Source organism: Citrobacter sp. BDA59-3 (genome assembly GCF_015167655.1).
Lineage (GTDB): Bacteria > Pseudomonadota > Gammaproteobacteria > Enterobacterales > Enterobacteriaceae > Phytobacter > Phytobacter diazotrophicus.
The window spans coordinates 1686760-1713429 of the sequence record NZ_CP063427.1; the positions used below are offsets into that span (position 1 = coordinate 1686760).

Consider the following 26670-nt stretch of genomic DNA (forward strand, 5'->3'; position numbering starts at 1 on the left):
TTTCTGATAGTTCAGTATGAAGGGCTGTTATCAATAAACAGTCAGGGAATTGTTAAGATACTGTCAAGTTCCGCTTTTTAGCGCGCTGTCTCTGATGAATTTAATCTTCTCCGGGCGGTTTATATCATTTGTCATTTTATTAATGCGCATTGACTGTCATAAAAAGGGTATTGTATGTATTGGCGTAACAGATCGGCAATTGCTGTTCTCTAAAAAAACCAGGGTACATAAATGGTTTGTCGAAAAATATTGATAATTGAAGACGATACGGATGCTGCCGACGTACTGGAAGCCTACCTCCGTCGGGATAGTTTTGACGTACTGATAGCAGAAAACGGGACTAAAGGGCTGAAAATGGCGCGGCGGCTTAAACCCGATCTCATTCTGTTGGATATTATGCTGCCGGGCATAAGTGGCACCGAAGTGCTGGCTTCCATTCGGCGCGACAGCGATGTCCCGGTCATTATGGTCACCGCAATGGGGGAGGCGTCGGAACGTATTGGCGCATTGCGCTATGGCGCTGACGATTTTGTTGTTAAGCCTTATTTTCCTGGTGAAGTCGTTGCGCGAGTCCAGGCTGTATTGCGCCGCACCGCGCGTGCTGAAAAACCCGAAGAGACACTTAACTGGCAAAATCTGTCGGTCAATACGGTGGCGATTACCGCCATTGTGACCGATCGCGAAAAACCCGCGATTGTTCTGGATCTTACGCCCTCTGAATTTTCCATGCTGACGACGCTAATGCGCCATCCCACGCGCCCTTTTACGCGGCAATTCCTGCTGGAACAATGCCTTCCGGACAGCGATGCGCTAGAGCGCGTTGTGGATACACATATTTATAATTTGCGTAAAAAATTAGAGAGCGCTGGGGTCACTGGCGTTCTGGCAAACGTGCGCGGTATTGGATACAGGTTCCAGCAACTATGAAAAGTCCCGTTCATCAGTCCCTGTGGCGCTGGATTTGCGCCCGTATCCTTGCCCTTGCCATCGGGACTGTGATTATCATTGCGCTGTGCATGTGGCTACGTTATGCCGTCCAGAATTACTGGGCTTTGCATGATATGCCCGCCAGTGTCAGAGCCGAATTCCTCGCATTGAAAGACAACCCGCATGTGAACCCGGATCGCTTCCATTACATTGTCGACACGTGGTGGGGAATCAGTTACTCGACCCCCTCCATTGCCTCGACCGACTGGATCATGGTTGGCGTACTTGTTCTGGTGATGATCCCTTTTATCGTCATTATGGGTCTACGCTACGCGCGGCCCTTATCCTCTCAGTTCAGCCGGTTACGAGAGGCGGCTGATAAAGTCACACAAGGGCAATTCGGCAGCCAGGCGGAACTTATCAAGGATGCGCCTGCGGAAATGATACGTTTCGCCGTTGATTTTAACAGCATGACACAGCAACTTGCCCTGTATGAACGCGAACTGCGCGCTTCGCATGTGGCGATGGCGCATGAACTTCGCTCCCCGTTAACGGCGGCCATAGGTCGGCTGCAGGGGATGCTGGATGGCGTCTTTAGCCCTACGCAAGAGCAACTGAGTATGGTGATGAACCAGTTGCTACTCCTGAACCGTCTTACCGGGGAATTACACTTACTTTCACTGGCGGACGCCGGACAGTTGACGCTCGATCGCCATCCTCTTTGCCTTGGGGAGCTATTGCGTGAGCGTGCAGCCTGGCTAAAGCTACAGGCGGATACATCAGGCGTGAGCATTAATGTTGTTGATACTGCACCTGCGCTTTTCAATGGGGATGCGCTGCGTCTGGGGCAGGCCTTCACGATTATTATGGAAAATGCCTTGCGCTATGGCCGACAGGGTGGGCATCTAAACATTGGCATTCGTCGGGATGCTGAGGTGTTCAGCATCACTTTTGCGGATGACGGCCCTGGCGTGGACCCCGATTTCTTACCGATCATTTTCGAGCGCTTCACGCGGGCCGATGCATCGCGGGCGCGGCATTCCGGGGGCAGTGGATTGGGGTTATCCATAGCCAGGGCTATTTGCCTTGCCCACGGTGGGAATATTGCCGCGTCTTTACCTGAAAAGGGCGGTCTGTTGATAGAAATAACACTGCCGTCTGAAAACAGATAAATGCATTCTTGATGAATCCTTGATGAAAAATGAAGAGAATCTCGACTTCATAAAGATGTAATGGCGCCATTACCGATCAGGAGTGGCGTTATGTCAGAAGAACTCACCGTGTTATTTCGTCAAAGTGTGCATCATCTTTTTAATGCCGCGCGTCAGTTTTCTATTCTTTCTTTTTTGCCGTTTATCGCCCCGCTGGTGTTCATTTTTTTACTGACCGGCTGTGGCGAGAAGGATACGCACAAGGCTGCGCCGCCGCGGCCCGTTCGCTACGTGGTTATCCAGACGTTATCCTCTTTGCCGGTCGATGTGCGAACCGGAGAAATACGTGCCCACGATGAAACCCTGCTCGCTTTCCGACTGAGTGGCCGCATGGTGAGCCGTCTCGTTGATATCGGCGATCATGTGCATGCGGGACAAGTGCTGGCCACATTAGAAAACCAGACCGGCACAAATGAGCTTGCCAGCGCCAGCGCCGATGTGGAGAGCGCCAAAGCAGCCGAACAAGTCGCGTTGCTGAATTTGAATCGCATGCAAAAATTGTTGCCCTCCGGCGCTATCGCCCGTACTCAGCTTGATACGGCGCGCGCTGACTGGCAATCGGCGGCCTCACGCCTTAAAAGCAGTATGGCTGCGTTGCGCAATGCGCAGGATAACCTTGCCTGGACAAAACTGACTGCACCTGCAGATGGCGTGATTACCCGCGTCAGTGTTTCTGCAGGGCAGGTCGTCAGTGCAGGACAAACGGTCTTTACCCTTGCGACCAGTGAGGCTCGCGATGTGGTATTTGATATTGCTGACCCGCAGCAACTTTCCGCACCCGATGCGAAAGAGCGGGTATTTCAGGTCGCGTTGCTGTCGAACCCGGCTATAAAGACCACCGGCGTACTTCGTGATATCAGCCCGCAGGCCGACCCACAAACCCGAACCTGGCAAGTCAGGGTCGCTCTTAACGACCAGCCCGCCATGGCGTTAGGGGCAAGCGCGACCATTGAGATACCGTCGTCAGCATTGCCTGGTTATAGGATCCCAGCCTCCGCGCTGAGTCGCACGGGCGATAAACCCGCCATCTTTGTTATTGGTAATAACGGAGAGGCGCAGTTACGTGAGGTCACTTTATCAGGCTACTCGGCTGCTTCCGCGTTCGTTTCATCCGGCCTGTATCCCGGTGATAAAGTCATTACCGCAGGAGTGACTAAGTTACGCGATGGCGAAAAAATTATTCCGGGGGAGCGCCAGTCATGAACGCTCCCGATAAAAAGCAACGCTTCAACCTTTCCGCCTGGGCGCTTGAACATCAGCAACTGGTAAGCATGTTTATGATGCTGATTCTCGTGGCGGGGATCCTCTGTTATCAAAAGCTCCCGCGTAATGAAGATCCGGCATTTACCATAAAAACGGCGGTGGTCTCTGCGCAGTGGCCCGGCGCCAACATTGAGGATACGACCCGGCTGGTGACCGATGTGCTGGAGAAAAAACTGCAGGAGACGCCCTGGCTTGATTATATAGAAAGTGAAACCCGGGCAGGCAGTAGCGTGATTTATGTGAACTTGCGAGACGACACGCCACCGCAGAACGTTCAGGGGATCTGGTATCAGGTGCGTAAAAAAATGCAGGATATCGCAACCTCGTTACCCGAGGGGGCGCAAGGGCCTGCTGTGAATGATGAATTTGATGATACGTTCGGCACTATTTATGCTTTCACTGCAGACGGTTTCACTTCGCGGGAGTTACGCGATCGCGTAGAAGCTGTCCGGCGTAATCTGATGTCTGTGAAAGATATCGGGAAGATTACGCTTCTGGGTGAACAGCAGGAGCAGATGGTTATCGCCTTTTCCCCCCGGCAACTTGCCGGTATGGGATTAGATGTTCAGCAGGTGAGCGAGGCATTAAAGGCCCAGAATGCCGTTGAACCCTCCGGAACGATTCGTACCGGAAACGATAACGTTGCCTTGCGTGTGAGCGGTGCGTTGACCTCAGAAGAGAGCCTTCGCGGTGTCACACTGCATATCAATGATCGCTACATTCCCCTGACGGATATTGCGACCGTCACGCGTCAAATTGCCGAGCCCGCCACCCCTGTTTTTCGGGTAAACGGACAGCCTGCGATAGGGCTTGCGATTTCGATGGCCTCAACCGGCAACATGTTGCTTTTCGGTAAGACGCTTAACGCCAGAATGGAGGAGGTCAAAAACCAGTTACCGCATGGTATTGAAATGGTAAAAGTTGCCGATCAGTCTGTGGTCGTGAGCGATGCAGTCAGCAGCTTTGTTCGCGTGCTTATCGAAGCCGTTCTGATCGTTCTGGCTGTTTCATTTATCTCGCTCGGTATGCGCGCCGGGCTGGTCGTTGCTGCGGCAATACCTCTGGTACTGGCAATGACATTTGTCGGCATGATGCTGGCCAATATTGGCTTGCAGCGCATCTCTCTGGGCGCGCTCATTATTGCGCTCGGGCTTCTGGTCGATGATGCGATGATAACGGTTGAAGCGATGGTGGCGCGGCTTGAGGCGGGCGACTCGCGTAAAAACGCCGCCACTTATGCGTTCAAAACCACGGCTTTTCCCATGTTGACGGGCACCCTGGTGATGATAGCGGGGTTTATTCCTGTCGGCTTTGCGGCGTCGAGTGCCGGAGAATATTGCTTCTCACTGTTTGCCGTTGTCCTGATTGCGCTACTTTGCTCCTGGGTCGTCGCCATTCTGTTTTCACCACTGACCGGCACCTGGTTACTTCCTGCGCATATTAAGCATCATGGCGGGAGCGCAGTCAGGCTTGCCCGGGCCTATCGTGCGTTACTGGATCGCGTATTGCGTTATCGGTTGAGGACAATCGGAATTGCCCTGCTGGCGCTTATTTTGTCAGGCGTTGGGACGACCTATATGCAAGGGGAATTTTTCCCGGCATCGGATCGGCCGGAACTGCTGGTCAGTCTCTCGCTCCCGGCGAATACGTCACAACCCGAAACAGAACGGCAGGCCGAGCGTCTTGAAAAAGCGATAAGCGGTAATGAAAATATTGATCACTACACGACCTATGTCGGATCGGGCGCCGTACGTTTTTATTTGCCGATGGAAGTCTTGCTGGATAATGAAAACACTGCGCAACTCGTTATCGTCGCCAAGGATTTAGCGGCAAGAGACCGCTTACAACGGCAACTCTCGGCCCTGTTAGCCAGCCAGTTTGGCGAGCTGACGACGCGGGTATCCCCCCTCGAATTAGGGCCGCCAGTAGGCTGGCCGATAAAATACCGCGTGAGCGGGCCTGACTATGCCCAGGTGCGCTTAATCGCCAACCGTGTTGCCGCTAAAACGGGAGCGTCGCCTTTCACGCGGGAAGTTAACCTGACCGCGGGCGAACCGGAGAGGGTGATCACCTTTAATGTTAACCAGACTGCTGCACGGGCGGCGGGCGTCTCCTCAGAGGATATTGCTCAAACGCTTAATACGGTCTGGTCTGGCCGGACCGTCACCACCGTGCGGGATAATGATCGCCTCGTGGATGTGGTGCTACGTGCAAACGATAAGGAACGTCTGGATATCAGCACGTTATCGTCACTGGTGCTGACAACCTCGGCGGGAAAGAAAATTCCCCTTAGTGAAGTCGCTACGCCCGTATGGGGCGTTGACGATCCGGTTATCTGGCGTCGCCAACGACTGCCTTTCATTACCGTGCAAACAGACCTGGCGCCGGGCCTTAATGCACAGACCGTGTCGTCTGCTCTGCGTGCGGATATCGATACATTACGCGCGCAACTGCCCGCGGGATATCACATCGAAGAAGGGGGCACAGTCGCGGAATCGGAGAAGGGAAATAGCTCAGTTTTCGCGGTGTTACCTGTGACGCTCATCGCTATGTTGGTTCTGTTAATGATTCAGTTGCAGCGTTTCTCCCGCATGTTGCTGGCACTCTTTATGGCGCCTTTTGGCTTGCCTGGCATCGTATTAGCCATGCTGCCGACAGGTACGCCGATGGGGTTTGTGGCATTGCTGGGCGTGATCGCGCTGGCAGGGATGATTATTCGCAATGCGGTCATCCTGATAAGCGAAGTGGACAGTAACCTGGCGCAGGGGATGGTTTCGCGCGACGCTATCGTTGCGGCAGCGGAACATCGTTCACGCCCCATTGTTTTAACGGCCTGCGCGGCAATACTGGGGATGATCCCCATATCACATCAGGTTTTTTGGGGACCTATGGCCTATGCCATTATCGGGGGGCTTCTCGTGGCCACGCTGGTAACACTGACGGTATTACCTGCTTCATTGAGCCTGCTGCTAGCCAGAGAAGAGAGGACAACTAAACAGAAATAAATAAGAAAATGCGCGCGCGTTATTTCTGTTGAAGGGTTAGTGATGATCGTCAATCTGATGTTCGATGATCATCCCTTCACCGACGCTTGCCAGATGACGGGCACGAGGTGCAACGCGGACCACAGGCGCAGGGGCAACGACCTGCGGCGCAACATAGGTTGTTTGCGCTGTCGGGGTGTTGATGGGGACTAACTCGATTTTGTAACCGTCCGGGACATTGACCGTCACGTTTTGCGCCAGAGCGCCGATGGAGAGCGTACTAAACAGCAGTGCCGTTAACAGTTGAATTTTCATTTTCGCCTCGATAATTGACGGTGGCTGGCAGAGCGCCAGCCACGCAGTGGGGCGAAGTATGCGTAATCGATCCCGGCAATGTGTTGCCGCGTGTGCGCATTACTCGGTTGCGGATTGCATGTCGCGCTCCGGCTTTGCTACCGCTTTAGCAACCAGTGCGGCAACCAGCACGAGGCCTAACACCACCAGCATCGCGCTGCGCAATCCGTAGTGTTCCCCTAAGAAACCAAGCAGCGGCGGCCCCACCAGAAACGCCAGATAACCCGTAGTGGCGACCACGCTGACGCGGGTTGGCGCATCGGGGCCGGTATCACTGGCGGCAGAAATGGTCAGCGGGAAGCCCAGCGATGCACCCAATCCCCAGAAGATCACCGACATTCCGGCAATCCATGCATTATCGACAAAAATAATCAGCCCAATACCCAATGCGCCCATCATTGCGCTGGCGCGAACCACGGCGACGCGGCTGTAGCGGTCGATAAACCAGCCGCCGGTAAAGCGCCCGACCGTCATGCCGAGGGTAAAACCGGTATAGATCAACGAGCCGGAGGTGGGGTTAAACCCGTGTCCATCGACCATCAGTAGCGGCAGCCAGTCATTGGCAGAACCTTCGGCAAAGGCCATTGCCAGCACCACCACCCCAATCAGCAGCAGTTGAATATCGCGATAAAAGGGCAGGCCCGCTTTGTTACGCGCTTTATCTTCCGGCGTGTCTTTTCCCGTCCCTTCGGGGATGGCAGAAATAGCCAACACGATAGGCGTAATGGCGACCACGGCCGCCAGCAGAATGTGCAAGGTTGCCGGCGTACCCAATGCGGTCAGGGTCATACCAACCCCTGCGCCAGCCAGCGTGCCGAGGCTGTAGAAGCCGTGCATCATCGGCAGAACGGTTTTGTTCATTTCGCGCTCGACCACCGCGCCTTCAATATTTATCGCCACTTCGCCAGCCCCCATACTGCCGCCAAAAAACGCCAGTCCAACGGCAAACAGCAACGGGGAAGCCAGCCACAGGGCGAGACTTAATACCAGCATGCCCGCGATGGCGGCAGCCATACTGGCACGAATGACTTTGCGCGTACCAAAGCGTTTAACCAGCCAGCCGGATGAGAGGATGCCACTCATGGAGCCTACGGAGAGGCCAAACAGCACGGCACCCATTTCCGCCGTTGAGACAGATAAGATGTCGCGGATGGCCGGGGTACGGGTCGCCCACGACGCCATCAACAGTCCCGGGATGAAGAAGAAGGTGAAAAGCGCCCAGAGCCGGTGTTTTAGCGCATTACGATGTGAGGTGACTGGCATTACGTCGCATCCTGCAAGGAAAAGAGAGGACAACACTAGCAAGCATGTGTACATTTGTACACATCTGATTGCGAGGATTTATGAGCCGACGACCGAACGACCCGCAGCGGCGTGAACGCATCCTGGATGCCACGCTGGAGACCATTGCGCAGCACGGTATTCATGCCGTCACCCACCGAAAAATTGCCAGTTGTGCCGATGTGCCGCTCGGTTCAATGACCTACTATTTTACCGGCATTGATGCGCTGCTGGATGAAGCTTTTACCCGCTTTACGCAGCAAATGTCCGCGCAATATGCGGCCTTTTTTACTCAGGTTGATAGCGCCGCAACCGCCTGTGATGCCGTGACTGAGCTGATTTTCAGTGCTCAGGTGACGACACCGCACAATATGGAGTTGATGTATCAGCTTTATGCCCTGATGAGCAAAAAACCGATGCTGAAAAGCGTAATGCAAAACTGGATGCGCACCAGTCAGACCACGCTGGAGCGATGGTTCGATCCGGTAACCGCCCGTGCGCTGGATGCCTTTATCGAAGGGATGACGCTGCATTTTGTGGTGGACCGGGAACCGTTGAGCCGTACGGATATTCGCGCGATGGTGGGCAGGATTGCGGGTGAGTGAGGGAAGGGGGCAGTTTTAAGGCAACAAAAAACCCATCAACCTTGAACCGAAATGGCGGGGTTGATGGGCTCCACAAATTGGGGACATCAAAGAAAAGCAGTGGCACTAGTTATGACTAATGCTGAGAAAAAAAGTTCTCCAGGTGTTAATTATTTTTTTAAGTTAGGAGTTATCCTAAGCCCGGCCAGACAATGATTATCAGCGTCCCCGCCAGCGTAAGCAGTACGTTCGCTATCGCATAGGTGCCCGCGTAACCCAGTGCCGGAATGTTACTGCGCGCGGTATCGCTGATAATCTCCATCGCTGGCGCACAGGTACGTGCCCCCATCAGCGCGCCAAACAGCAGGGCGCGGTTCATTTTCAGCACCCAGGCACCGAACAGGAAACAGATCATCACAGGCACCAGGCTGACAATCAGGCCCGCGATCAGCATCTGTCCTCCCACTTCACCCAGGCTGTTACCAATGCCGCTACCGGCGCTTAAGCCGACACCTGCCATAAAGACCATCAGACCAAACTCTTTCACCATATTCAGCGCACCCTGCGGGATGTAGCCAAAAGTCGGGTGGTTGGCGCGCAGAAAGCCGAGCATGATCCCGGCAAACAGCAGGCCCGCCGCGTTGCCGATACCAAAGCTGAAGGTGCTGAACTGGAAAGTGATCATGCCGATCATCAGGCCAACAATAAAGAAAGCGCAGAAGGCGAGCAGGTCCGTGACCTGACTATGAATAGAGATAAAGCCGATGCGGTCAGCGATGGCTTTCACACGACGGGCATCACCACTCACCTGCAAGACATCCCCTTTATTAAGCAGGATGTTGTCGTCAATCGGCATCTCAATCTGGCTGCGGATAACGCGGTTGAGGAAACAGCCATGGTCGGTCAGCTTAATCTGAGCGAGACGGCGCCCCACCACATTGTGGTTTTTCACCACCACCTCTTCGGTGACAATGCGCATGTCGAGCAGGTCGCGGTCGAATACCTCTTTTCCGTTACGGAAACTGGGGTCGAGACGCGCATGCGCATCCGGATAGCCAACCAGCGCAATTTCGTCGCCCATTTGCAGTACCGCATCGCCGTCCGGGTTCGCGAGAATACCGTTACGACGAATACGCTCAATATAACAGCCCGTCTGGCGATAAATACCCAGCTCACGCAGATTTTTGCCGTCCGCCCAGGCCACCAGCTCCGGGCCGACGCGATAGGCGCGAATGACCGGCAGATAGACCTTCCGGTTGGTGTCGGTGTCCAGCCCACGCTCACGGGCGATCTGTTGGGCGCTGGTCTGCAGATCCTGATGCTGCAACTTCGGCATATAGCGAGCGCCGACAATCAAACTGACCAGGCCAATAAGGTAGGTCAGGGCGTAGCCGAGGCTTAAGTGATCAAGTGCTTGTGAAAGCTGGGTACTGTCCATACCCGAATGACGTAGCGTATCACCGGCACCCACCAGTACAGGCGTGGATGTCATTGCGCCTGCCAGCATCCCCGCCGTCAGACCAATATCCCAGCCGAACAATTTGCCGAGCCCAAGGGCAATCAACAATGCGCTGCCGACTAATACCAACGCCAGCATCAGGTAATTTTTGCCATCGCGGAAAAAAATAGAAAAAAAGTTTGGCCCAGCTTCCACTCCTACGCAAAAAATAAACAGCATAAAACCTAAATTGAGGGCATCAGTGTTTATGCTGAAATGTTGCTGACCTAATAATAAGGAAACCACTAAAACGCCAATGGAATTACCGAGTTGTACAGAACCCAGGCGTAATTTCCCCAGACAGAGTCCGAGCGCCAGAACAACAAATAATAACAGTATGTAATTCCCGTTTAACAAATCTGCGACGTTTATATTCACGGAGGCTAACTTCTTGTTTACTTGTAAGCTATTGAAAGAATGGGTTATTTGGGCTACTGTTTTGCGAAGAATCTGAGTTAGAAAAACGCACTAGTGCGTCTTTATTCCCGGCAACACAATAACTGGCCGCTAGTTTAATCGTATTGAATTGCAACGGCTAGTAAGAATCATCTATTCGCGCGGGGGTTTTTCGGCAGGGAGTGCCATAACGCTTTATCTGACCGTTCGTTCATTGCAACGGATGAAGAGTTTGATAGAGAAAAGTCAGGAGGATTGTTTGAAACATAAACGCGGACTTGCAGGCATCATTTGTTGTTTTTTACTTTTCATTGTCGTCTGTTTTTTAGAAGTGACGAATATGAAAGGTGCCTTTCGTGCGTCCGGGCATCCTGAACTGGGGTTGCTGTTTTTTACGTTACCGGGCGCCGTTGCCAGTATTTTTTCACGTCGCCGTAAAGTGATGTTGCCACTGTTTGGCGCGATCCTCGCCGCACCGCTCTGTTTCGTCGTCATGCGTCTGTTTTTTACCCCGGTGCGTTCTGTGTGGCAGGAGCTGGCGTGGCTGTTTAGTGCGGTATTCTGGTGCGCGCTGGGCGCGCTCTGTTATCTGTTTATCAGCAGTTTCTTTGGCAACGGGACGCGTTAAAGCCAGCGTCGCCCCGGTTGTTGCCTCTTTATTTTATTCTACCGAACTGTTTACGAACGAACTTATCGAACTCGGTAAAGCTGCCAATGTGTTTTTGATCGACAAAAATTTGCGGCACCGTTTCGATGGGTTTGCCTGCGGCTTGTTCCAGTGCCGCGCGGGTAACGCCGTCCGCATGGATATCAACATAACGCCACTCAAAATTATCCTGTGTTTTGCTGACTTTTTCAGCCAACTCTTTTACGCGTGCGCACTGTGGACAACCTGCGCGACCAAATATCACTGTGTACATGGATCCTCCTTAAACCAGACGGTAAGCAGGGATATAATGCGGCTTTTGCGCCCACGCATAAAACAGGTTGTGCCTGTTATGTTAATTTCCGCAACCTTTCAACACATTTTGACGAGCATTTCCGGCCTGAGTGTTCGCTATAATGGGGGTTTTGTTTCCAGGGAAAACGACCATGACTCCAGTTATCGATCTGCTCCGCGCCCACCGCTCTATCCGCCATTTCACCCAGGAACCCATTACCGCAGCGCAGCGTGAAGCGATCATCGCCGGTGCCCAGGCCGCCTCCAGTTCCAGCTTTTTACAGTGCAGTTCAATTATTCGCGTGACCGACCCGGCGTTACGCCAACAACTGGTTACGCTAACCGGCGGTCAACAGCATGTGGCTGAAGCCGCTGAATTTTGGGTGTTTTGCGCCGATTTTAATCGCCATCTGCAAATTTGCCCGCAGGCGCAACTGGGGCTGGCGGAACAACTGCTTCTCGGTGTCGTCGATACGGCCATGATGGCGCAAAATGCCATGACGGCTGCGGAATCACTCGGCCTTGGCGGTGTGTATATCGGTGGTATCCGTAACAGCATTGAGGCGGTGACCGAATTACTTCATCTGCCTCAGCATGTTTTGCCACTCTTTGGGCTCTGTCTTGGCTGGCCTGCCGACGATCCGCAGGTGAAGCCGCGTTTACCCGCCGCGCTGGTGGTGCATGAAAACAGCTATCAGCCTGTCGATGCCGACATCCTTGCACAATATGATGCGCAAATTGCCGCGTATTATACGTCGCGAGGCAGCAATACCCGTCAGGATACCTGGAGCGATCATATCCGGCGCACCATTATTAAAGAGAGCCGCCCGTTCATCCTCGACTATTTGCATAAACAAGGGTGGGCAGTGCGCTAATTCCCGTTCATCCTGTGTCTCGCTGCGTGTATGATACGCAGGCTTTCTACTCGTCATGCTTCACGTTGCCAGTGCGTTTGCTATATCACTGGGCGCCCTGGTCATAGTGTTATCTCTGCTGCCGGGGCTAACTGACTTGCCGCCTTCCGGCAACGTGAAAAAGGTAGAGTATTGCCAGTCTATTCAGAGAGGTGCAGGGTGAAAATCGCCATATTGTCCCGGGACGGAACGCTCTATTCATGCAAACGCCTGCGCGAAGCTGCCATTGCGCGCGGGCATCTGGTCGAAATTCTCGATCCGCTGTCGTGTTATATGAACATCGACCCCGCGGCGTCTTCGGTCCATTACAAAGGCCGTCAACTTCCCCATTTTGATGCTGTGATCCCGCGAATTGGTTCCGCGATTACCTTTTACGGTACCGCCGCGCTGCGCCAGTTTGAAATGCTGGGCAGCTATCCGCTCAATGAGTCGGTGGCGATTACGCGCGCGCGCGACAAATTGCGTTCTCTGCAACTCCTGGCCCGCCAGGGGATTGATCTGCCGGTGACGGGGATCGCCCATTCACCGGATGACACCAGTGATCTGATTGCCATGGTCGGCGGCGCGCCGCTGGTGGTAAAACTGGTGGAAGGGACGCAGGGGATCGGCGTGGTCCTTGCCGAAACACGGCAGGCGGCAGAGAGTGTGATTGACGCTTTTCGCGGCCTGAACGCCCATATCCTGGTTCAGGAATACATTGAGGAAGCGAAGGGGCGGGATGTTCGCTGCCTGGTGGTGGGCAACGAGGTTGTCGCGGCGATTGAACGGCAGGCGAAAGAGGGCGATTTTCGCTCCAACCTGCATCGTGGCGGCGTGGCCAGCGTGGCGACAATCACCCCGCGTGAGCGGGAGATGGCGATTAAAGCTGCACAGACACTCGGTCTGGATGTCGCCGGGGTGGATATCCTGCGCGCCAACCGGGGGCCGCTGGTGATGGAGGTGAATGCATCGCCCGGGCTTGAAGGTATTGAGAAGACCACAGGGGTGGATATCGCGGGTAAAATGGTTGCCTGGATTGAGCGCCATGCCACGCCCGGCTATTGCCTCAAAACCGGCGGCTAGTCGATTTTCCGCGCTGCATAATGGTATGCGGCCTGCTTTTTGCGTAAGCTATGGCTCCCATTTTTTCGTCAGAGGTTGTTTTGCGCATGAATTCACTCGTCGCACCTGGTCTGGACACGCTTCGTCAATGGCTTGATGAACTGGGTATCAGTTTCTTCGAATGCGATACCTGCCAGGCGTTACACCTGCCGCATATGCAGAATTTCGACGGGGTATTTGACGCCAAAATCGATCTGATTAATGACGTTGTCCTGTTTACGGCGATGGCGGAAGTGAAGCCTTCCGCCTTGCTGGCGCTGGCCGCCGATCTTTCCGCCATCAATGCCAGTTCTTTGACAGTGAAAGCATTTCTAGACATTCAGGATGATAACCTGCCTAAGCTGGTCGTTTGCCAGACATTATCCTCTGGCGCCGGGGTGACACTCGAACAATTTGCATGGTTCATGCGCCAGAGCGAAGAGCAAATTTCAATGGTGATTCTTGAAGCCCGCGCCCATCAGATGCTGTTTGTTCCCGAAGAAGAAGAGCTCAAAGCTGGCGAAGACGCACACAATTTTCTTCACTAAACCTGCCTGACATTAGCGCAGTCGCTGCCAGAGCGGCTGCATAATGAATGTTTTAATTCTGCTTCTAACCTTCTTTTAAAGAATTATTCACCGCTATTCCCGCCGTTTCGGCTTATCACATAGACAGAATCTGCATAAAAAATTGATAAAAGGCGTTTTTTAATCTGCCCTATAGCCTCTAACCCTGGCTACAGTTATTCTTGCGGTGCTTTGAAAGCATGCGGCGTCGGCCGAAAGAATTTTCCTCTTCGACCAGTGCAGACTGACAAAATATGCATGAATTTTGCATACCTTAAATGCGTACACTTAGTTCGTATGGTAACGGACTTTCCAGAAGGAATGAGATATGACCGCTTTGAGTAAAAAATGGTTATCAGGTCTTGTTGCAGGTGCATTAATGGCTGTCTCTGCCAGCACACTCGCCGCAGAGCAAAAGACGCTGCATGTATATAACTGGTCTGACTATATTGCGCCGGATACGGTCGCAAACTTTGAAAAAGAGACCGGGATTAAAGTTGTTTACGATGTGTTCGATTCCAACGAAGTGCTGGAAGGCAAATTGATGGCGGGCAGCACCGGTTTCGACCTGGTGGTGCCTTCTGCAAGCTTCCTTGAGCGCCAGTTAACCGCCGGTGTGTTCCAGCCGCTCGATAAGAGCAAGCTGCCGAACTGGAAGAACATGGACCCGGATGTGCTGAAAATGGTTGCTCAGCATGACCCGGACAACAAATACGCGGTGCCGTACCTGTGGGCCACCACCGGCATTGGCTATAACGTTGATAAAGTCAAAGCGGTATTGGGCGATGTGCCGGTCAACAGTTGGGATCTGGTGCTGAAACCGGAAAACCTCGAAAAACTGAAAAGCTGCGGCGTCTCCTTCCTGGATGCGCCAGAAGAGATTTTCGCGACCGTGCTGAACTACCTGGGTAAAGATCCCAACAGCACCAAAGCGGATGATTATTCCGGCCCGGCAACCGATCTGCTGCTGAAACTGCGTCCGAACATTCGCTACTTCCACTCCTCTCAGTACATTAACGATCTGGCAAATGGCGACATCTGCGTAGCCATCGGCTGGGCGGGCGACGTGTGGCAGGCGGCTAACCGTGCTAAAGAAGCGAAGAACGGCGTGCATGTTAACTACATCATTCCGAAAGAGGGCGCCCTGGCGTTCTTCGATGTCTTCGCCATGCCTGTTGATGCGAAAAACAAAGACGAAGCGTATCAGTTCCTGAACTACCTGATGCGTCCTGACGTTATCGCGCACATCAGTGACCACGTCTTCTATGCTAACGGTAACAAAGAGTCCAAACCGTTGATCAGCGCAGAAGTACGTGACAACCCGGCAATCTATCCGCCGGCGGATGTTTTCGCGAAACTGTATACGCTTAAAGTGCAGGATCCGAAAATTGACCGCGTAAGAACCCGCGCGTGGACAAAAGTAAAAAGCGGCAAATAATCAATCACCTGAACAGTGATTGTGTTGCACCAGGGCGGTGCAATTGCCCTAAATCTGGACAGAGGTCATTGGCCTCTGTCCGGTCGTTTGTAGACAACTGGCTGGTACTGGTTGAGTTTTTTTGCCGGAGAGCACTTGAGTGAATGACGCTATCCCCCGCCCACAGGCGAAAACCCGTAAGGATTTAACGCCTCTGCTTGAAATCCGCAATCTGACCAAATCGTTTGACGGCCAGCACGCCGTTGATGACGTCAGTCTGACCATTTATAAAGGCGAAATCTTCGCGCTGCTGGGTGCATCTGGTTGCGGCAAGTCAACGCTGCTGCGAATGCTGGCAGGCTTTGAACAACCAACGACCGGGCAAATTATGCTTGATGGTGTCGATTTGGCGCATGTGCCGCCTTATCTGCGTCCTATCAATATGATGTTTCAGTCCTATGCCTTGTTCCCGCATATGACCGTTGAACAGAACATCGCGTTTGGCCTCAAGCAGGACAGGCTGCCCAAAGCGGAAATCGCCAGCCGTGTTGCGGAGATGCTGAGTCTTGTGCACATGCAAGAGTTCGCGAAGCGTAAACCGCATCAGCTTTCTGGCGGTCAGCGTCAGCGTGTCGCATTGGCCCGTAGTCTGGCAAAACGCCCGAAACTCCTGCTGCTTGATGAGCCGATGGGTGCGCTGGATAAGAAACTGCGTGACCGTATGCAACTGGAAGTGGTGGACATTCTGGAGCGCGTTGGCGTGACCTGCGTTATGGTCACCCACGATCAGGAAGAAGCCATGACCATGGCCGGACGTATCGCTATTATGAACCGCGGTAAGTTTGTGCAAATTGGCGAACCTGAAGAGATTTATGAACACCCGACCACCCGCTACAGCGCCGAATTTATCGGCTCGGTTAACGTGTTCGAAGGCCTGCTTAAAGCGCGTGAGGACGACGGTCTGGTGATTGATTCGCCGGGGCTGGTTCATCCGCTGAAAGTGGACCCGGATGCCTCTGTTGTGGATAACGTGCCGGTCTATGTTGCGCTGCGCCCGGAGAAAATCATGCTCTGCGAAGAGCCGCCTGCTGACGGTTATAACTTCGCGGTGGGTGAGGTGGTGCATATTGCCTACCTTGGCGATCTCTCGATTTACCACGTTCGTCTGCAAAGCGGGCAAATGATCAGTGCGCAGTTGCAGAACGAGCACCGCTATCGTAAAGGTACCCCGACATGGGGCGACGAAGTTCGCCTGTGCTGGGATGCCGACAGTTGTGTGGTTCTGACGGTTTAAGGAGCGGTGATGAGTACACTTGAACCACCGACCCGCGTCGAAAAACCGGGCGGTTTTAACCTGTGGTTGGCGCGTTTTCAGATGAAGCACGGGCGCAAGTTCGTTATCGCGCTTCCCTATATCTGGTTGATCTTACTGTTTTTACTGCCGTTCCTGATTGTCTTCAAAATCAGTCTGGCAGAGATGGCGCGCGCGATCCCGCCCTATACGGATCTGGTGGAGTGGGCCGATAATCAGCTCACCATTTCGCTCAACATCAATAACTTCCTGCAACTGACCGACGATCCGCTCTATTTTGAAGCGTATCTCCAGTCATTACAGGTCGCGGCGGTGTCGACGATCTGCTGTCTGGTTCTGGGGTATCCGCTGGCCTGGGCCGTTGCGCACAGTAAGCCATCAACGCGTAATATTCTGCTGCTGCTGGTTATTTTGCCTTCATGGACCTCTTTCCTGATTCGCGTCTATGCCTGGATGGGGATTCTGAAAAGTAACGGCGTGCTGAATAATTTCCTGATGTGGCTGGGGATTATCGATCAGCCGCTGACGATTTTGCACACCAACCTGGCGGTGTATATCGGTATCGTTTATGCCTATTTGCCGTTTATGGTGCTGCCTATCTACACCGCGCTGACGCGTATTGACTACTCGCTGGTTGAAGCGTCGCTGGATCTGGGCGCGCGCCCGCTGAAAACCTTCTTTAGCGTGATCGTGCCGTTGACCAAAGGGGGTATTATCGCAGGCTCTATGCTGGTGTTTATCCCGGCGGTGGGTGAGTTCGTGATCCCGGAACTGCTCGGTGGCCCGGACAGCATCATGATTGGTCGCGTCCTGTGGCAGGAGTTCTTTAATAACCGCGACTGGCCGGTGGCCTCGGCGGTGGCGATTATTATGCTGCTGCTGCTGATCGTGCCAATCATGTGGTTCCATAAACATCAGCAGAAACAGATGGGAGACAACGCATGAATAACTTGCCGGTAGTGCGTTCCCCGTGGCGTATTTTGATTCTGGTGCTGGGGTTCACGTTCCTCTATGCGCCGATGCTGATGCTGGTCATCTATTCCTTCAACAGCTCCAAACTGGTGACGGTGTGGGCCGGCTGGTCAACGCGCTGGTATAGCGAGTTGTTCCATGATGACGCCATGATGAGTGCGGTGGGCCTGAGTCTTACTATTGCCGCCTGCGCCGCGACGATGGCGGCGATCCTCGGTACGATTGCGGCAGTGGTGATGGTGCGCTTTGGCCGTTTCCGTGGCGCCAACGGTTTTGCGTTTATGATTACCGCGCCGTTGGTGATGCCGGATGTGATCACCGGGCTGTCGCTGTTGCTGCTGTTTGTTGCCCTTGGCCATGCGATTGGCTGGCCCTCGGATCGTGGCATGCTCACCATCTGGCTGGCGCATGTGACCTTCTGTACGGCTTATGTCGCGGTGGTTATCTCCTCACGTCTGCGTGAACTCGATAGATCAATTGAGGAGGCGGCGATGGATCTTGGCGCGACGCCGCTGAAAGTGTTCTTTGTTATTACGCTACCGATGATCATGCCAGCGATTATCTCTGGCTGGCTGCTGGCGTTTACCCTCTCTCTCGACGATCTGGTTATCGCCAGCTTCGTTTCCGGCCCGGGGGCGACAACGCTGCCGATGCTGGTCTTCTCGAGCGTACGTATGGGGGTGAACCCGGAGATCAACGCCCTGGCGAGCCTGATACTGGGTGTCGTGGGGATTGTTGGTTTAATCGCCTGGTATCTGATGGCGCGCGCGGAAAAGCAGCGAGTGCGCGATATCCAGCGTGCAAGACAGGGACAATGATTCTAGAATCTTAAACGTTGTGTCACGGATGCCGCGCTTGTCGCGGCATTTTTCACAGGGAATATTGCACATTGGGATTCTTTACTAAAGCGCATCAGTCTCACGCCCGTCCGAATGTACCCGCACTGGTACAAGTGGCGGCTATCGCCATTATTCTTATCCGCTGTGTGGATGTCTTCATGCTCTGCAACGTGCTGGGCATACGGGGAATGATCGACTTCGTGGTACGCAGCGCGCAAACCTGGAGCCTGACGCTGATTTTCTTCGGCAGCCTGGTGCTGGTCTTCGTTGAAATCCTCTGTGCTTTTTCCGTGGTGAAGGGGCGAAACTGGGCGCGCTGGCTGTATCTGTTGACGCAAATTATTGCCACCGGTTATCTGTGGGCGGCATCGCTGGGGTATGGATATCCTGAGCTTTTCAGTATTGCCGGCGAATCAAAACGTGAGATTTTCCGTACGCTAATGATGCAGAAAATGCCCGACCTGCTGGTACTCTTCCTGTTGTTTGTCCCTTCTCCCAGCCGACGCTTTTTCCGTCTGCAATAACGGGGTACAATCGCCGCCCCGCAATTAAGAAGGTTTTATTATGCAGTGCGCACTCTTTGACGCCAGGCGCTGTCACTCCTGTCAGTGGATTGAACAACCGACTGGCGACCAACTCTGTGCAAAAATGACCGATCTCCGCACCTTGCTGGCGGATTTGCCGGTGACAGAATGGTGCGCGCCGGTTAGCGGCCCGGAACAGGGGTTTCGTAATAAAGCCAAGATGGTGGTGAGCGGCAGCGTGGAGAAACCGCTGTTCGGCATGTTGCATCGCGACGGTACCCCCGAAGATTTGACCGATTGCCCGCTTTATCCCGCCTCGTTTCAGACGGTTTTCGCCGTCCTGAAACCTTTTATCGCCCGTGCGGGCTTAACGCCCTACAACGTGGCGCGTAAACGCGGTGAGCTGAAATACCTGCTATTAACCGAAAGCCAGCACACGGGCGGCATGATGCTGCGGTTTGTGTTGCGTTCACAGACCAAGCTTGAGCAGCTTCGTGCCGCGCTGCCGTGGTTACAGGCGCAATTGCCGCAGCTTCGCGTCATTTCAGTCAATATCCAGCCGGTGCACATGGCAATTATGGAAGGGGAGACGGAAATATTCCTGACTGAGCAGCAGGCGCTGGCGGAAAATTTCAACGGCGTGCCGTTGTGGATCCGCCCGCAGAGTTTCTTTCAAACCAATCCGGTCGTCGCCAGTGCGCTGTACGCTACGGCGCGTGAGTGGGTAAGGGCGCTGCCGGTACGCCATATGTGGGATCTGTTTTGCGGCGTCGGCGGTTTTGGTCTGCACTGTGCAACCCCGGAGATGACGCTCACCGGTATCGAAATCGCCCCGGAGGCGATTGCCTGCGCGAAGCAGTCCGCGGCTGAATTGGGGCTGACCGATTTGCACTTTCAGGCGTTGGACTCCACCCAGTTCGCGACCGCCCAGACGGATGCGCCACAACTGGTGCTGGTAAACCCGCCGCGTCGTGGAATTGGCCAGGCGCTTTGCGATTATCTGAGCCGGATGGCGCCGCTGTATATCGTCTATTCAAGCTGTAATGCCCGCACGATGGCGGCGGACTTACACGCGCTACCGGGTTATCGCGTGGAGCGTGTACAACTGTTTGATATGTTCCCCCACACGGCGCATTACGAAGTGCTGACACTGTTGGTGAAATGTTCTACGGTTTAAGGCATTCGCTTATCAGGGGCACTGACCATGCGTATGCCATCTCGTTACTTATTCCCTCTTAAACCTGCCGCGCCGGGTTCCGGTGTGGTGGCGTTCGTTGTTCTGTTTGCGCTGTTGGCTGGGGTTCTTTACGGCGCTTATCGCCTGTTGCGTGACTTTGTGAGCACGGGGAATCCTTTTATTTTCGCCGTTGCGCTGTTTGTGGTGCTGTTGAGCGTTTCCGGGATGGTCGACAGCCGCAAGCGGCGCGCGAGGCTCTCGGCACTGGCGCAGGCGCGTCAGGGCGAAAGCATTTGCCAGTTTGCGCGCGCATTTCCTCGGCGGGATGTGGACGCCTGGGTGATCCGCGCTGTCTGGGAAACCGTGATGGCGTGGGGCGGGCGTGACCTGGTGCGGCTAAATTTCCCCCTGCGGGCAGACGACAGCCTGGCACTTTTTGCTTTAGACGATGACGAAGAGCTTTTCGATGCGCTCTCTGATGCGGCGACAAGGGCCGGGCGTACACTGGAAAATCTTGAGCACAACCCGTTTTTTCCCCTCATCACGCTGCGTGATATGGTCATGGCGTTGAATGCGCAGCCCATGACGCCAGAGCGGCAACAAAAAAGAGACATCATTCTGGATTAGGGTAAACAGTGGGTGCAGTGACCCCGGCAATACTGCCCGGGGGGCTGGCGGGGAGATTATTTGTCCATGCCGTCCGATTTTTTCTTCATCATGTCGTCGTCTTTGCCCATGGTCCCTTTTTTCGCCATGTCGCCGTGCTTCATCGTGCTCTCTTTTTTTGTCATCCCGTCATGTTTCATCGGCGCCTTTTTCTTCATCATGGTGCTGTCGTCCTGCTTTTTCATACCGTCCTGGCTCATCGCGTCGGCGGCATGGGCGTTAGCCACCCCAAAGGCACAGAGAGTGGCGAGGGTGAGGATCATCTTTTTCATCGTGGTTTCCTTGCAAGGTGAGAGGGGGTGTCACCTGACTCTCTTGCCTGATTCCGGAAAGTGTGGGTGACAGGCTGCAGCTTACGCCTGGACCAGTCACGACTTCCTCACGGAAATATAAATTATTTGTGATAACTCAATGCGCGACTATTGGGTAAGCTAATAAAGAGAAAGGCAACCGGAACGGGCTATGGAAACCGCAAAAAAAATACTGCTGGTCGAAGATGATCGGGATATTGCTGGCCTGCTGCGGCTTAATTTGCAGGACGAGGGCTACCAGATTGTTCATGAAGAGGATGGGGCGCGTGCGCTCGCCCAGCTTGAAAAGACCGACTGGGATGCGGTGATCCTCGATCTGATGCTGCCGAATGTCGATGGGCTGGAAATTTGCCGCCGCATCCGCCAGATGACCCGCTATCTGCCGGTCATTATCATCAGCGCCCGAACCAGTGAGACACATCGGGTTCTGGGGCTGGAAATGGGGGCGGATGATTATCTGGCGAAGCCGTTTTCGATACTGGAACTGGTGGCGAGGGTGAAGGCGCTGTTTCGTCGCCAGGAGGCGATGGGACGCAACCTGCGTCTCGATATGGGTAGCATTGTCTGTCACGGTTTAACCATCGACCCGCTCCCCCGCGAGGTGCGCCTGCGTGGCGAGTTGATTGATCTGACGCCGCGCGAGTTCGATCTGCTCTACTGGTTTGCCCGTCACCCCGGCGAGGTCTTCTCGCGCCTGGCGCTGCTCGATCAGGTGTGGGGATATCAGCATGAAGGCTATGAGCATACGGTTAATACCCATATCAACCGTCTGCGTATGAAGATTGAAAAGGATGCCGCCGCACCGGAAATTATTCTGACCGTCTGGGGGAAAGGCTATAAATTTGCCGTTTCGGAGCCTGAGGGGGAATGATGCGTCGTTTAAGTCTGACTCAGCGCCTGACGCTGCTCTTCACCGTGCTGCTCCTGCTCTGCGCCGCCGCAGCCTGCAGCGTTCAGCTCTACAGTAGCACCCGCTACGGCGATGCGATGGTGCAACGGCTTTCTGCGGGTCTTGCTCAGCAAATTGCCAGCAGTGAGCCGCTGCTTGATTCCCAGGGCAAAGTGAATCGCCAGACGCTGAAATCGCTGTTTGACCGCCTGATGACGCTCAACCCAAGCGTCGAGCTATATATGATCTCCCCGGAAGGCGACTTGCTGGCCGATGCCGCGCCGCCGGGGCATCTTCGTCGCGAGCATATCGATATTGCCCCGTTGCAGCACTTTTTATCCGGCGCGGCCTGGCCGGTCTACGGCGACGATCCGCGCAGTTTCGACAAACAAAAAGTCTTTAGCGTGTCGCCGATTCGTCTCGATGGTCAGTTGCGGGGTTATCTCTACATTATTTTGCAGGGTGAGAACCTGAACGCGCTGGCGGATACTGCCTGGCAAAAAGCGCTGTGGAGCGCTTTGCTGTGGTCGTTGCTGTTAGTGGCGGTGTTTGGCGCACTGGCAGGCGGTCTTACCTGGTGGTGGGTGACGCGTCCGGTGAAAAAATTGACCCGCGAGGTGCAGGGGCTGGAGCAGGATAGCATCAGCGCCATCAAGCAACTGGCGTTGCGTGCGCCGGATCCTGAGGCAGGAAATGAAGTCGCGGTCCTGGAAAACGCCTTTATTGAGCTTTCCCGGCAGATAGCCAGCCAGTGGGATCAACTGGCGGACAATGACCGACAGCGACGGGAGTTTGTCGCCAATATTTCGCACGATTTACGTACCCCGCTGACCTCATTACTGGGCTACCTGGAAACCCTTTCGGTGAAGGCCGGGCATTTAACGCCGGAAGAGTCGAAGCATTATCTGAGCATCGCCCTGCGCCAGGGAAACAAAGTCCGGCACCTGTCTCAACAGCTCTTTGAACTGGCGCGGCTGGAACATGGTGGCATCAAACCGCAGCCGGAACCCTTCTCGATGGCGGAACTTTTGCAGGACGTGGCACAGAAATTCGATCTGATGGCGGAAACGCGCGACATCCGATTACTGCTGGAGTTGCCCACCAACCTGCCGCTGGTGTATGCCGATTTGTCGATGATGGAACGGGTGCTCACCAATTTGCTGGATAATGCGGTGCGTCATACGCCCAACGGTGGGAAGATTTATCTGCGCGCCCGTCAGCAGGATGACCAGCTTATGGTTGAGGTTGAGGACAACGGGGCCGGTGTACCGGGTGCGCTGCGGGCTACGTTGTTCCATCGCCCGTCGGTGCTGGACAAGGCCAGTGCGGGAGAGTCGCGCGGCGGGCTGGGGCTGATGATTGTCCGGCGTATGCTGCAACTGCACGGTGGCGATATCCGGCTGGTGGATGCGCAACCGGGGTCGTGTTTCCGCTTTACGCTGCCGTTTCAGGGAGCGTGAGAGCATAAAAAAAGCCGCGTTACGCGGCTTTTTCTCTTCAATTCCGCTTACTGCGGGAACCACTGATCGCTGATTTTCTGGTAAGTGCCGTCAGCTTTGATGGCTGCCAGGGCCGCGTTCAGTTTTTCCAGCAGGGCTTTGTTATCCGGACGTACCGCGATACCAAGCCCTGTGCCGAAATACTGCGGATCGGTCACTTTCGGAGTCGCGACACCCAGTTGCGGGTTGGTTTTCAGCCACTCGTTGACCACCGCGGTATCACCGAACACGCCATCGATACGGCCATTTTTCAGGTCGATAATCGCGTTCTGGTAGCTGTCATAAGCTACGGTTTTCACTTCCGGGTGTTTGTCCTGCAGGTATTTCTGGTGCGTGGTGCCGTTTTCCATACCGATACGTTTGCCTTTCAGGTCATCGAAGGTTTTATACGCATCTTTTTTGGCGATAACCACGGCGGAGTTGGCGTAGTACGGCTCGGTGAAGGAGACCTGTTTGCTGCGCTCCGGGGTGATATCCATGCCGGAGATAACCGCGTCATATTTTTTGAATTTCAGGGACGGGATCAGGCTGTCAAAGGCATGGTTGGTGAAAGTACACTCTGCTTTCATCTGGGTACAGAGGGCGTTTGCCAGGTCGATATCAAAGCCCACAATTTTGTTATTCGCATCCATGGATTCAAACGGCGGGTAGGTAGCAGAGACACCGAAATTAATTTTGTCCGCGGCGGTTGCGCCAGCAGCGAAAGAGGCAAGTAATGCGGCCAGAATCAGTTTTTTCATTTTTGGAGCTCCTGTCTGTCAATCTTATTGTTTTGCGGTTGCCGTGTCTGAGGCATGGGGCTAACAATGCCATTTAATGAATTTGTATGCAATATATTTGATTAATTATTTTATTTTTCACATAAAAAAAGCGAACATTTAATAAGTTGCTCGCTTTCTTGATTACTATTTATGCATTTTGTGTGGTTTTAGTTGCGACGCTCAAAGGCCAGCGCTTTACGCTCAATCAGACGCATCATCAGGGTCAACAAGCCGTTAACGATAAGATAAATCGCCCCGGCAGCACCAAATACCATCACATCGTAGGTGCGCCCGTACAGCAACTGACCGTGTCCCATCACTTCCATCAGCGTAATGGTATAGGCCAGCGATGTACTCTTGAACACCAGCACCACTTCGTTCGAATAGGACGATAAGGCGCGTTTGAATGCATACGGCAACAGAATCGCCAGCGTGTCTTTCTTGCTCATCCCCAGCGCGCTACAGGACTGCCACTGGCCTTGCGGAATGGCGCGGATCGCCCCGTAAAACAGCAGCGTGGTATAGGCCGCGCTGTTCAGGGAGAGCGCCAGCAAGGCACACAGCCAGGGTTCCGACAGCAGGTGCCAGATAACCGGATATTCCTGTAGCACCGGGAACTGGCCCGGACCGTAGTAAATCAGGAAGATCTGCACCAGCAGCGGGGTACCGGTAAACAGCGTGATATAGCCACGGACTATCCATGACAGAACGGGCGTCTTTAGCGTCAGCACAATGGTAAAGAGCAACGACAGAACCAACGCGGCAATCAGCGACGCCACGGTGAGCGTCAGGCTGGTGTGCAGGCCTTTCAGCAGCTCGGGTAAGTACTCAAGCATCAGTCTGGTCTCCGTTCAAAGCGTGTGGCGCGCAGATCGATACGCTTAAGAATCCACTGACTGAGCAGGGTGACCACCAGATAAATCGCTGCCGCCACAATGTACCAGGTAAATGGCTCCTGGGTACGGGTGGCGATACTTTTGGTTTGCAACATGAGGTCATTAACGCTGATAAGCGACACCAGCGCAGTATCTTTCAACAGTACCAGCCACTGGTTGCCAAGGCCCGGCAACGCGTGACGCCACATTTGCGGCATGACCAGACGGAAGAAAATGGCGCTTTTTGACAGCCCCAGCGCCTGGCCTGATTCCCACTGACCTTGCGGTACCGCTTTTAACGCGCCACGTAAGGTCTGTGACGCGTAGGCGGAGTAAAGCAATGACAGGGCGATCACGCCGCAGAAGAACGGGCTGACATCAAAGTTCTCGATCTGCACCTGTATCGGGAGTTGCACGAACCCCAGATTGAGGGTGAAACCGTCAGAAAGAATTAACAGTAGCTGTGACGAGCCGAAATAGATAAACAGCACGACCAGAATTTCTGGTAAGCCGCGCAAAATAGTGACCAGCGCCGAGCCAGCCCACGCAACGGGACGCCATTTGGCTGACTCCCATACCGCAAAAATCATCGCCAGAACCAGGCCGATGATCAGTGCGCAAACGGCAAGGCCGACGGTCATCCCGGCGGCGCTTGCTAATGGAAAAATTTCATTCATCAAGGATTACTTCTGGAACCATTTGTTGTAGATGGTTTCGTAGGTGCCATCTTTCTTCACTTTTTCCAGCGCAGTGTTGAATTTCTGCTGCAACTCGGTGTTGCCCTGACGAACGGCGATACCCAGGCCCGTGCCGAAGTACTCTTTATCGGTCACTTTGTCGCCAACGGCAGCCAGTTTATCGTTCGATTTCAGCCACTCTGTGACAACTGCGGTGTCACCAAATACGGCATCGATACGGCCATTCTGCAGATCCAGCTTAGCATTCTGATAGCTGTCGTACGGAACGGTGGTGATTTCCGGGTGCTTATCGTTGATGAATTTCTGGTGAGTGGTGCCGTTCTGCACGCCAACTTTCTTGCCTTTCAGGGCATCGATGCTGGTGTACTTACCGGTTTGACCCACGAACAGCGCGGAGTTGTCATAGTACGGAGTGGTAAACAGAACCTGTTTCTCACGCTCCGGGGTGATATCCATACCGGCCATTACCGCGTCGAAACGACGGAATTTCAGGCTGGGGATCAGGCTGTCGAACGCCTGGTTGGTGAAGGTACAGGTGGCATCAATCTCTTTACACAGCGCGTTTGCCAGGTCCACATCGAAACCAACGATTTTGTTGTTGGCGTCGGTAGATTCAAACGGAGGGTAGCTTGCTTCGGTGGCGAAACGGATAGTCTGTGCTGCGAAAGCAGACAGGCTGACGCTTGCAAGTAGCGCGGCGATCAATACTTTTTTCATTGTCATTTCCCCGAG

General features: G+C 54.0%; 27 protein-coding genes. 18 read left to right on the plus strand and 9 right to left on the minus strand.

What is annotated here, in order from left to right; translation table 11 throughout:
* Positions 1-231: 231 nt before the first annotated feature.
* From IP582_RS07875 to IP582_RS07890, 4 genes are all read left to right on the plus strand, one after another.
* Positions 232-927, plus strand: a complete 696-nt coding sequence (locus IP582_RS07875; protein ID WP_193795579.1) for a response regulator — start codon at positions 232-234, stop codon at positions 925-927.
* On the plus strand, positions 924-2099 hold the full coding sequence (locus tag IP582_RS07880) for a cell wall metabolism sensor histidine kinase WalK (protein WP_193795580.1): 1176 nt from the start codon (positions 924-926) through the stop codon (positions 2097-2099). Before IP582_RS07875 ends, IP582_RS07880 begins: the two co-directional genes overlap by 4 nt.
* A gap of 90 nt (positions 2100-2189) precedes the next feature.
* Entirely contained in the window at positions 2190-3341 is a 1152-nt protein-coding gene (locus tag IP582_RS07885) for an efflux RND transporter periplasmic adaptor subunit (RefSeq protein WP_193795581.1), read from the plus strand.
* The gene (locus tag IP582_RS07890) at positions 3338-6406 is read left to right on the plus strand and encodes an efflux RND transporter permease subunit (protein WP_193795582.1); all 3069 of its coding nucleotides are present in this window, start codon (positions 3338-3340) and stop codon (positions 6404-6406) included. Before IP582_RS07885 ends, IP582_RS07890 begins: the two co-directional genes overlap by 4 nt.
* Before the next feature lie 36 nt (positions 6407-6442).
* Here IP582_RS07890 and IP582_RS07895 read toward each other — a convergent pair whose 3' ends face one another.
* Together IP582_RS07895 and IP582_RS07900 are read right to left on the minus strand one after the other, a co-directional pair.
* Complete coding sequence (locus IP582_RS07895; RefSeq protein ID WP_039078486.1) at positions 6443-6700, minus strand: hypothetical protein; 258 nt, start codon at positions 6698-6700, stop codon at positions 6443-6445.
* Positions 6701-6799: 99 nt separating this feature from the next.
* Positions 6800-8002, minus strand: a complete 1203-nt coding sequence (locus tag IP582_RS07900; RefSeq protein ID WP_169039655.1) for an MFS transporter — start codon at positions 8000-8002, stop codon at positions 6800-6802.
* Between the two features lie 80 nt (positions 8003-8082).
* Here IP582_RS07900 and IP582_RS07905 point away from each other — a divergent pair, with 80 nt between their 5' ends.
* Entirely contained in the window at positions 8083-8625 is a 543-nt protein-coding gene (locus IP582_RS07905) for a TetR/AcrR family transcriptional regulator (RefSeq protein ID WP_193795583.1), read from the plus strand.
* A gap of 169 nt (positions 8626-8794) precedes the next feature.
* On the opposite strand, the gene IP582_RS07910 is transcribed toward IP582_RS07905, so the two are convergent.
* A complete protein-coding gene (locus IP582_RS07910; protein WP_039078489.1) occupies positions 8795-10480 on the minus strand; it encodes an aspartate:alanine antiporter in 1686 nt (561 codons plus the stop codon).
* 277 nt (positions 10481-10757) lie between these two features.
* On the opposite strand from IP582_RS07910, the gene IP582_RS07915 reads away from it, so the two are divergent.
* A complete protein-coding gene (locus IP582_RS07915; protein WP_071196063.1) occupies positions 10758-11126 on the plus strand; it encodes an inner membrane protein YbjM in 369 nt (122 codons plus the stop codon).
* Between the two features lie 28 nt (positions 11127-11154).
* On the opposite strand, the gene IP582_RS07920 is transcribed toward IP582_RS07915, so the two are convergent.
* Positions 11155-11418 (minus strand): GrxA family glutaredoxin, encoded by a 264-nt coding sequence (locus tag IP582_RS07920; RefSeq protein ID WP_039078491.1) that lies wholly within the window; start codon positions 11416-11418, stop codon positions 11155-11157.
* A gap of 172 nt (positions 11419-11590) precedes the next feature.
* Here IP582_RS07920 and nfsA point away from each other — a divergent pair, with 172 nt between their 5' ends.
* The 10 genes from nfsA to IP582_RS07970 all read left to right on the plus strand — a co-directional run bounded on the left by nfsA (position 11591) and on the right by IP582_RS07970 (position 20866).
* The gene (gene nfsA, locus IP582_RS07925; RefSeq protein ID WP_193795584.1) at positions 11591-12313 is read left to right on the plus strand and encodes an oxygen-insensitive NADPH nitroreductase; all 723 of its coding nucleotides are present in this window, start codon (positions 11591-11593) and stop codon (positions 12311-12313) included.
* Positions 12314-12511: 198 nt separating this feature from the next.
* Positions 12512-13414 carry a 30S ribosomal protein S6--L-glutamate ligase gene (rimK, locus tag IP582_RS07930; protein WP_193795585.1) on the plus strand — a complete coding sequence of 301 codons (903 nt, stop codon included), beginning with the start codon at positions 12512-12514 and terminating at the stop codon, positions 13412-13414.
* Between the two features lie 86 nt (positions 13415-13500).
* Positions 13501-13980, plus strand: a complete 480-nt coding sequence (locus IP582_RS07935) for a YbjN domain-containing protein (RefSeq protein ID WP_039078494.1) — start codon at positions 13501-13503, stop codon at positions 13978-13980.
* 346 nt (positions 13981-14326) lie between these two features.
* Positions 14327-15436 carry a spermidine/putrescine ABC transporter substrate-binding protein PotF gene (gene potF, locus IP582_RS07940; RefSeq protein WP_039078495.1) on the plus strand — a complete coding sequence of 370 codons (1110 nt, stop codon included), beginning with the start codon at positions 14327-14329 and terminating at the stop codon, positions 15434-15436.
* Positions 15437-15575: 139 nt separating this feature from the next.
* Positions 15576-16709: a putrescine ABC transporter ATP-binding subunit PotG gene (gene potG, locus IP582_RS07945; RefSeq protein ID WP_039078496.1), complete on the plus strand. Its 1134-nt coding sequence runs from the start codon at positions 15576-15578 to the stop codon at positions 16707-16709.
* 9 nt (positions 16710-16718) lie between these two features.
* Positions 16719-17672 (plus strand): putrescine ABC transporter permease PotH, encoded by a 954-nt coding sequence (gene potH, locus IP582_RS07950; protein WP_039078497.1) that lies wholly within the window; start codon positions 16719-16721, stop codon positions 17670-17672.
* The gene (potI, locus tag IP582_RS07955; RefSeq protein ID WP_079498317.1) at positions 17669-18517 is read left to right on the plus strand and encodes a putrescine ABC transporter permease PotI; all 849 of its coding nucleotides are present in this window, start codon (positions 17669-17671) and stop codon (positions 18515-18517) included. Before potH ends, potI begins: the two co-directional genes overlap by 4 nt.
* 71 nt (positions 18518-18588) lie before the next feature.
* Positions 18589-19062: a YbjO family protein gene (locus tag IP582_RS07960; protein WP_039078499.1), complete on the plus strand. Its 474-nt coding sequence runs from the start codon at positions 18589-18591 to the stop codon at positions 19060-19062.
* A 40-nt stretch (positions 19063-19102) separates the two neighbouring features.
* Complete coding sequence (gene rlmC / locus IP582_RS07965) at positions 19103-20239, plus strand: 23S rRNA (uracil(747)-C(5))-methyltransferase RlmC (RefSeq protein WP_193795586.1); 1137 nt, start codon at positions 19103-19105, stop codon at positions 20237-20239.
* A 27-nt stretch (positions 20240-20266) separates the two neighbouring features.
* On the plus strand, positions 20267-20866 hold the full coding sequence (locus IP582_RS07970; RefSeq protein WP_193795587.1) for a hypothetical protein: 600 nt from the start codon (positions 20267-20269) through the stop codon (positions 20864-20866).
* A 56-nt stretch (positions 20867-20922) separates the two neighbouring features.
* On the opposite strand, the gene IP582_RS07975 is transcribed toward IP582_RS07970, so the two are convergent.
* Positions 20923-21177: a hypothetical protein gene (locus IP582_RS07975; protein WP_039078502.1), complete on the minus strand. Its 255-nt coding sequence runs from the start codon at positions 21175-21177 to the stop codon at positions 20923-20925.
* Positions 21178-21367: 190 nt separating this feature from the next.
* Here IP582_RS07975 and IP582_RS07980 point away from each other — a divergent pair, with 190 nt between their 5' ends.
* Positions 21368-22087, plus strand: coding sequence for a response regulator transcription factor (locus IP582_RS07980; RefSeq protein ID WP_193795588.1), 720 nt, complete (start codon positions 21368-21370; stop codon positions 22085-22087).
* Positions 22084-23565, plus strand: a complete 1482-nt coding sequence (locus IP582_RS07985; RefSeq protein WP_193795589.1) for a sensor histidine kinase KdpD — start codon at positions 22084-22086, stop codon at positions 23563-23565. Before IP582_RS07980 ends, IP582_RS07985 begins: the two co-directional genes overlap by 4 nt.
* Before the next feature lie 47 nt (positions 23566-23612).
* Here the strand turns inward: IP582_RS07985 and artJ are convergent, their stop codons facing one another.
* From artJ to artI, 4 genes are all read right to left on the minus strand, one after another.
* Positions 23613-24344 carry an arginine ABC transporter substrate-binding protein ArtJ gene (gene artJ, locus IP582_RS07990; protein ID WP_039078505.1) on the minus strand — a complete coding sequence of 244 codons (732 nt, stop codon included), beginning with the start codon at positions 24342-24344 and terminating at the stop codon, positions 23613-23615.
* 188 nt (positions 24345-24532) lie between these two features.
* Entirely contained in the window at positions 24533-25201 is a 669-nt protein-coding gene (gene artM / locus IP582_RS07995; RefSeq protein ID WP_039078506.1) for an arginine ABC transporter permease ArtM, read from the minus strand.
* Positions 25201-25917 carry an arginine ABC transporter permease ArtQ gene (gene artQ / locus IP582_RS08000; protein ID WP_039078507.1) on the minus strand — a complete coding sequence of 239 codons (717 nt, stop codon included), beginning with the start codon at positions 25915-25917 and terminating at the stop codon, positions 25201-25203. The genes artM and artQ overlap by 1 nt, the downstream gene beginning before the upstream one ends.
* A gap of 6 nt (positions 25918-25923) precedes the next feature.
* Positions 25924-26655: an arginine ABC transporter substrate-binding protein ArtI gene (gene artI, locus IP582_RS08005; RefSeq protein WP_193795590.1), complete on the minus strand. Its 732-nt coding sequence runs from the start codon at positions 26653-26655 to the stop codon at positions 25924-25926.
* Between the last annotated feature and the right edge of the window lie 15 nt (positions 26656-26670).

Bases quoted from the DNA above. Each gene is read 5' to 3' on its own strand.
- IP582_RS07875 (WP_193795579.1), top strand. From the start codon at position 232: ATGGTTTGTCGAAAAATATTGATAATTGAAGACGATACGGATGCTGCC.
- IP582_RS07880 (WP_193795580.1), top strand. From the start codon at position 924: ATGAAAAGTCCCGTTCATCAGTCCCTGTGGCGCTGGATTTGCGCCCGT.
- IP582_RS07885 (WP_193795581.1), top strand. From the start codon at position 2,190: ATGTCAGAAGAACTCACCGTGTTATTTCGTCAAAGTGTGCATCATCTT.
- IP582_RS07890 (WP_193795582.1), top strand. From the start codon at position 3,338: ATGAACGCTCCCGATAAAAAGCAACGCTTCAACCTTTCCGCCTGGGCG.
- IP582_RS07895 (WP_039078486.1), bottom strand. From the start codon at position 6,700: ATGAAAATTCAACTGTTAACGGCACTGCTGTTTAGTACGCTCTCCATC.
- IP582_RS07900 (WP_169039655.1), bottom strand. From the start codon at position 8,002: ATGCCAGTCACCTCACATCGTAATGCGCTAAAACACCGGCTCTGGGCG.
- IP582_RS07905 (WP_193795583.1), top strand. From the start codon at position 8,083: ATGAGCCGACGACCGAACGACCCGCAGCGGCGTGAACGCATCCTGGAT.
- IP582_RS07920 (WP_039078491.1), bottom strand. From the start codon at position 11,418: ATGTACACAGTGATATTTGGTCGCGCAGGTTGTCCACAGTGCGCACGC.
- nfsA (WP_193795584.1), top strand. From the start codon at position 11,591: ATGACTCCAGTTATCGATCTGCTCCGCGCCCACCGCTCTATCCGCCAT.
- IP582_RS07935 (WP_039078494.1), top strand. From the start codon at position 13,501: ATGAATTCACTCGTCGCACCTGGTCTGGACACGCTTCGTCAATGGCTT.
- potF (WP_039078495.1), top strand. From the start codon at position 14,327: ATGACCGCTTTGAGTAAAAAATGGTTATCAGGTCTTGTTGCAGGTGCA.
- potH (WP_039078497.1), top strand. From the start codon at position 16,719: ATGAGTACACTTGAACCACCGACCCGCGTCGAAAAACCGGGCGGTTTT.
- potI (WP_079498317.1), top strand. From the start codon at position 17,669: ATGAATAACTTGCCGGTAGTGCGTTCCCCGTGGCGTATTTTGATTCTG.
- rlmC (WP_193795586.1), top strand. From the start codon at position 19,103: ATGCAGTGCGCACTCTTTGACGCCAGGCGCTGTCACTCCTGTCAGTGG.
- IP582_RS07970 (WP_193795587.1), top strand. From the start codon at position 20,267: ATGCGTATGCCATCTCGTTACTTATTCCCTCTTAAACCTGCCGCGCCG.
- IP582_RS07975 (WP_039078502.1), bottom strand. From the start codon at position 21,177: ATGAAAAAGATGATCCTCACCCTCGCCACTCTCTGTGCCTTTGGGGTG.
- IP582_RS07980 (WP_193795588.1), top strand. From the start codon at position 21,368: ATGGAAACCGCAAAAAAAATACTGCTGGTCGAAGATGATCGGGATATT.
- IP582_RS07985 (WP_193795589.1), top strand. From the start codon at position 22,084: ATGATGCGTCGTTTAAGTCTGACTCAGCGCCTGACGCTGCTCTTCACC.
- artJ (WP_039078505.1), bottom strand. From the start codon at position 24,344: ATGAAAAAACTGATTCTGGCCGCATTACTTGCCTCTTTCGCTGCTGGC.
- artM (WP_039078506.1), bottom strand. From the start codon at position 25,201: ATGCTTGAGTACTTACCCGAGCTGCTGAAAGGCCTGCACACCAGCCTG.
- artQ (WP_039078507.1), bottom strand. From the start codon at position 25,917: ATGAATGAAATTTTTCCATTAGCAAGCGCCGCCGGGATGACCGTCGGC.
- artI (WP_193795590.1), bottom strand. From the start codon at position 26,655: ATGAAAAAAGTATTGATCGCCGCGCTACTTGCAAGCGTCAGCCTGTCT.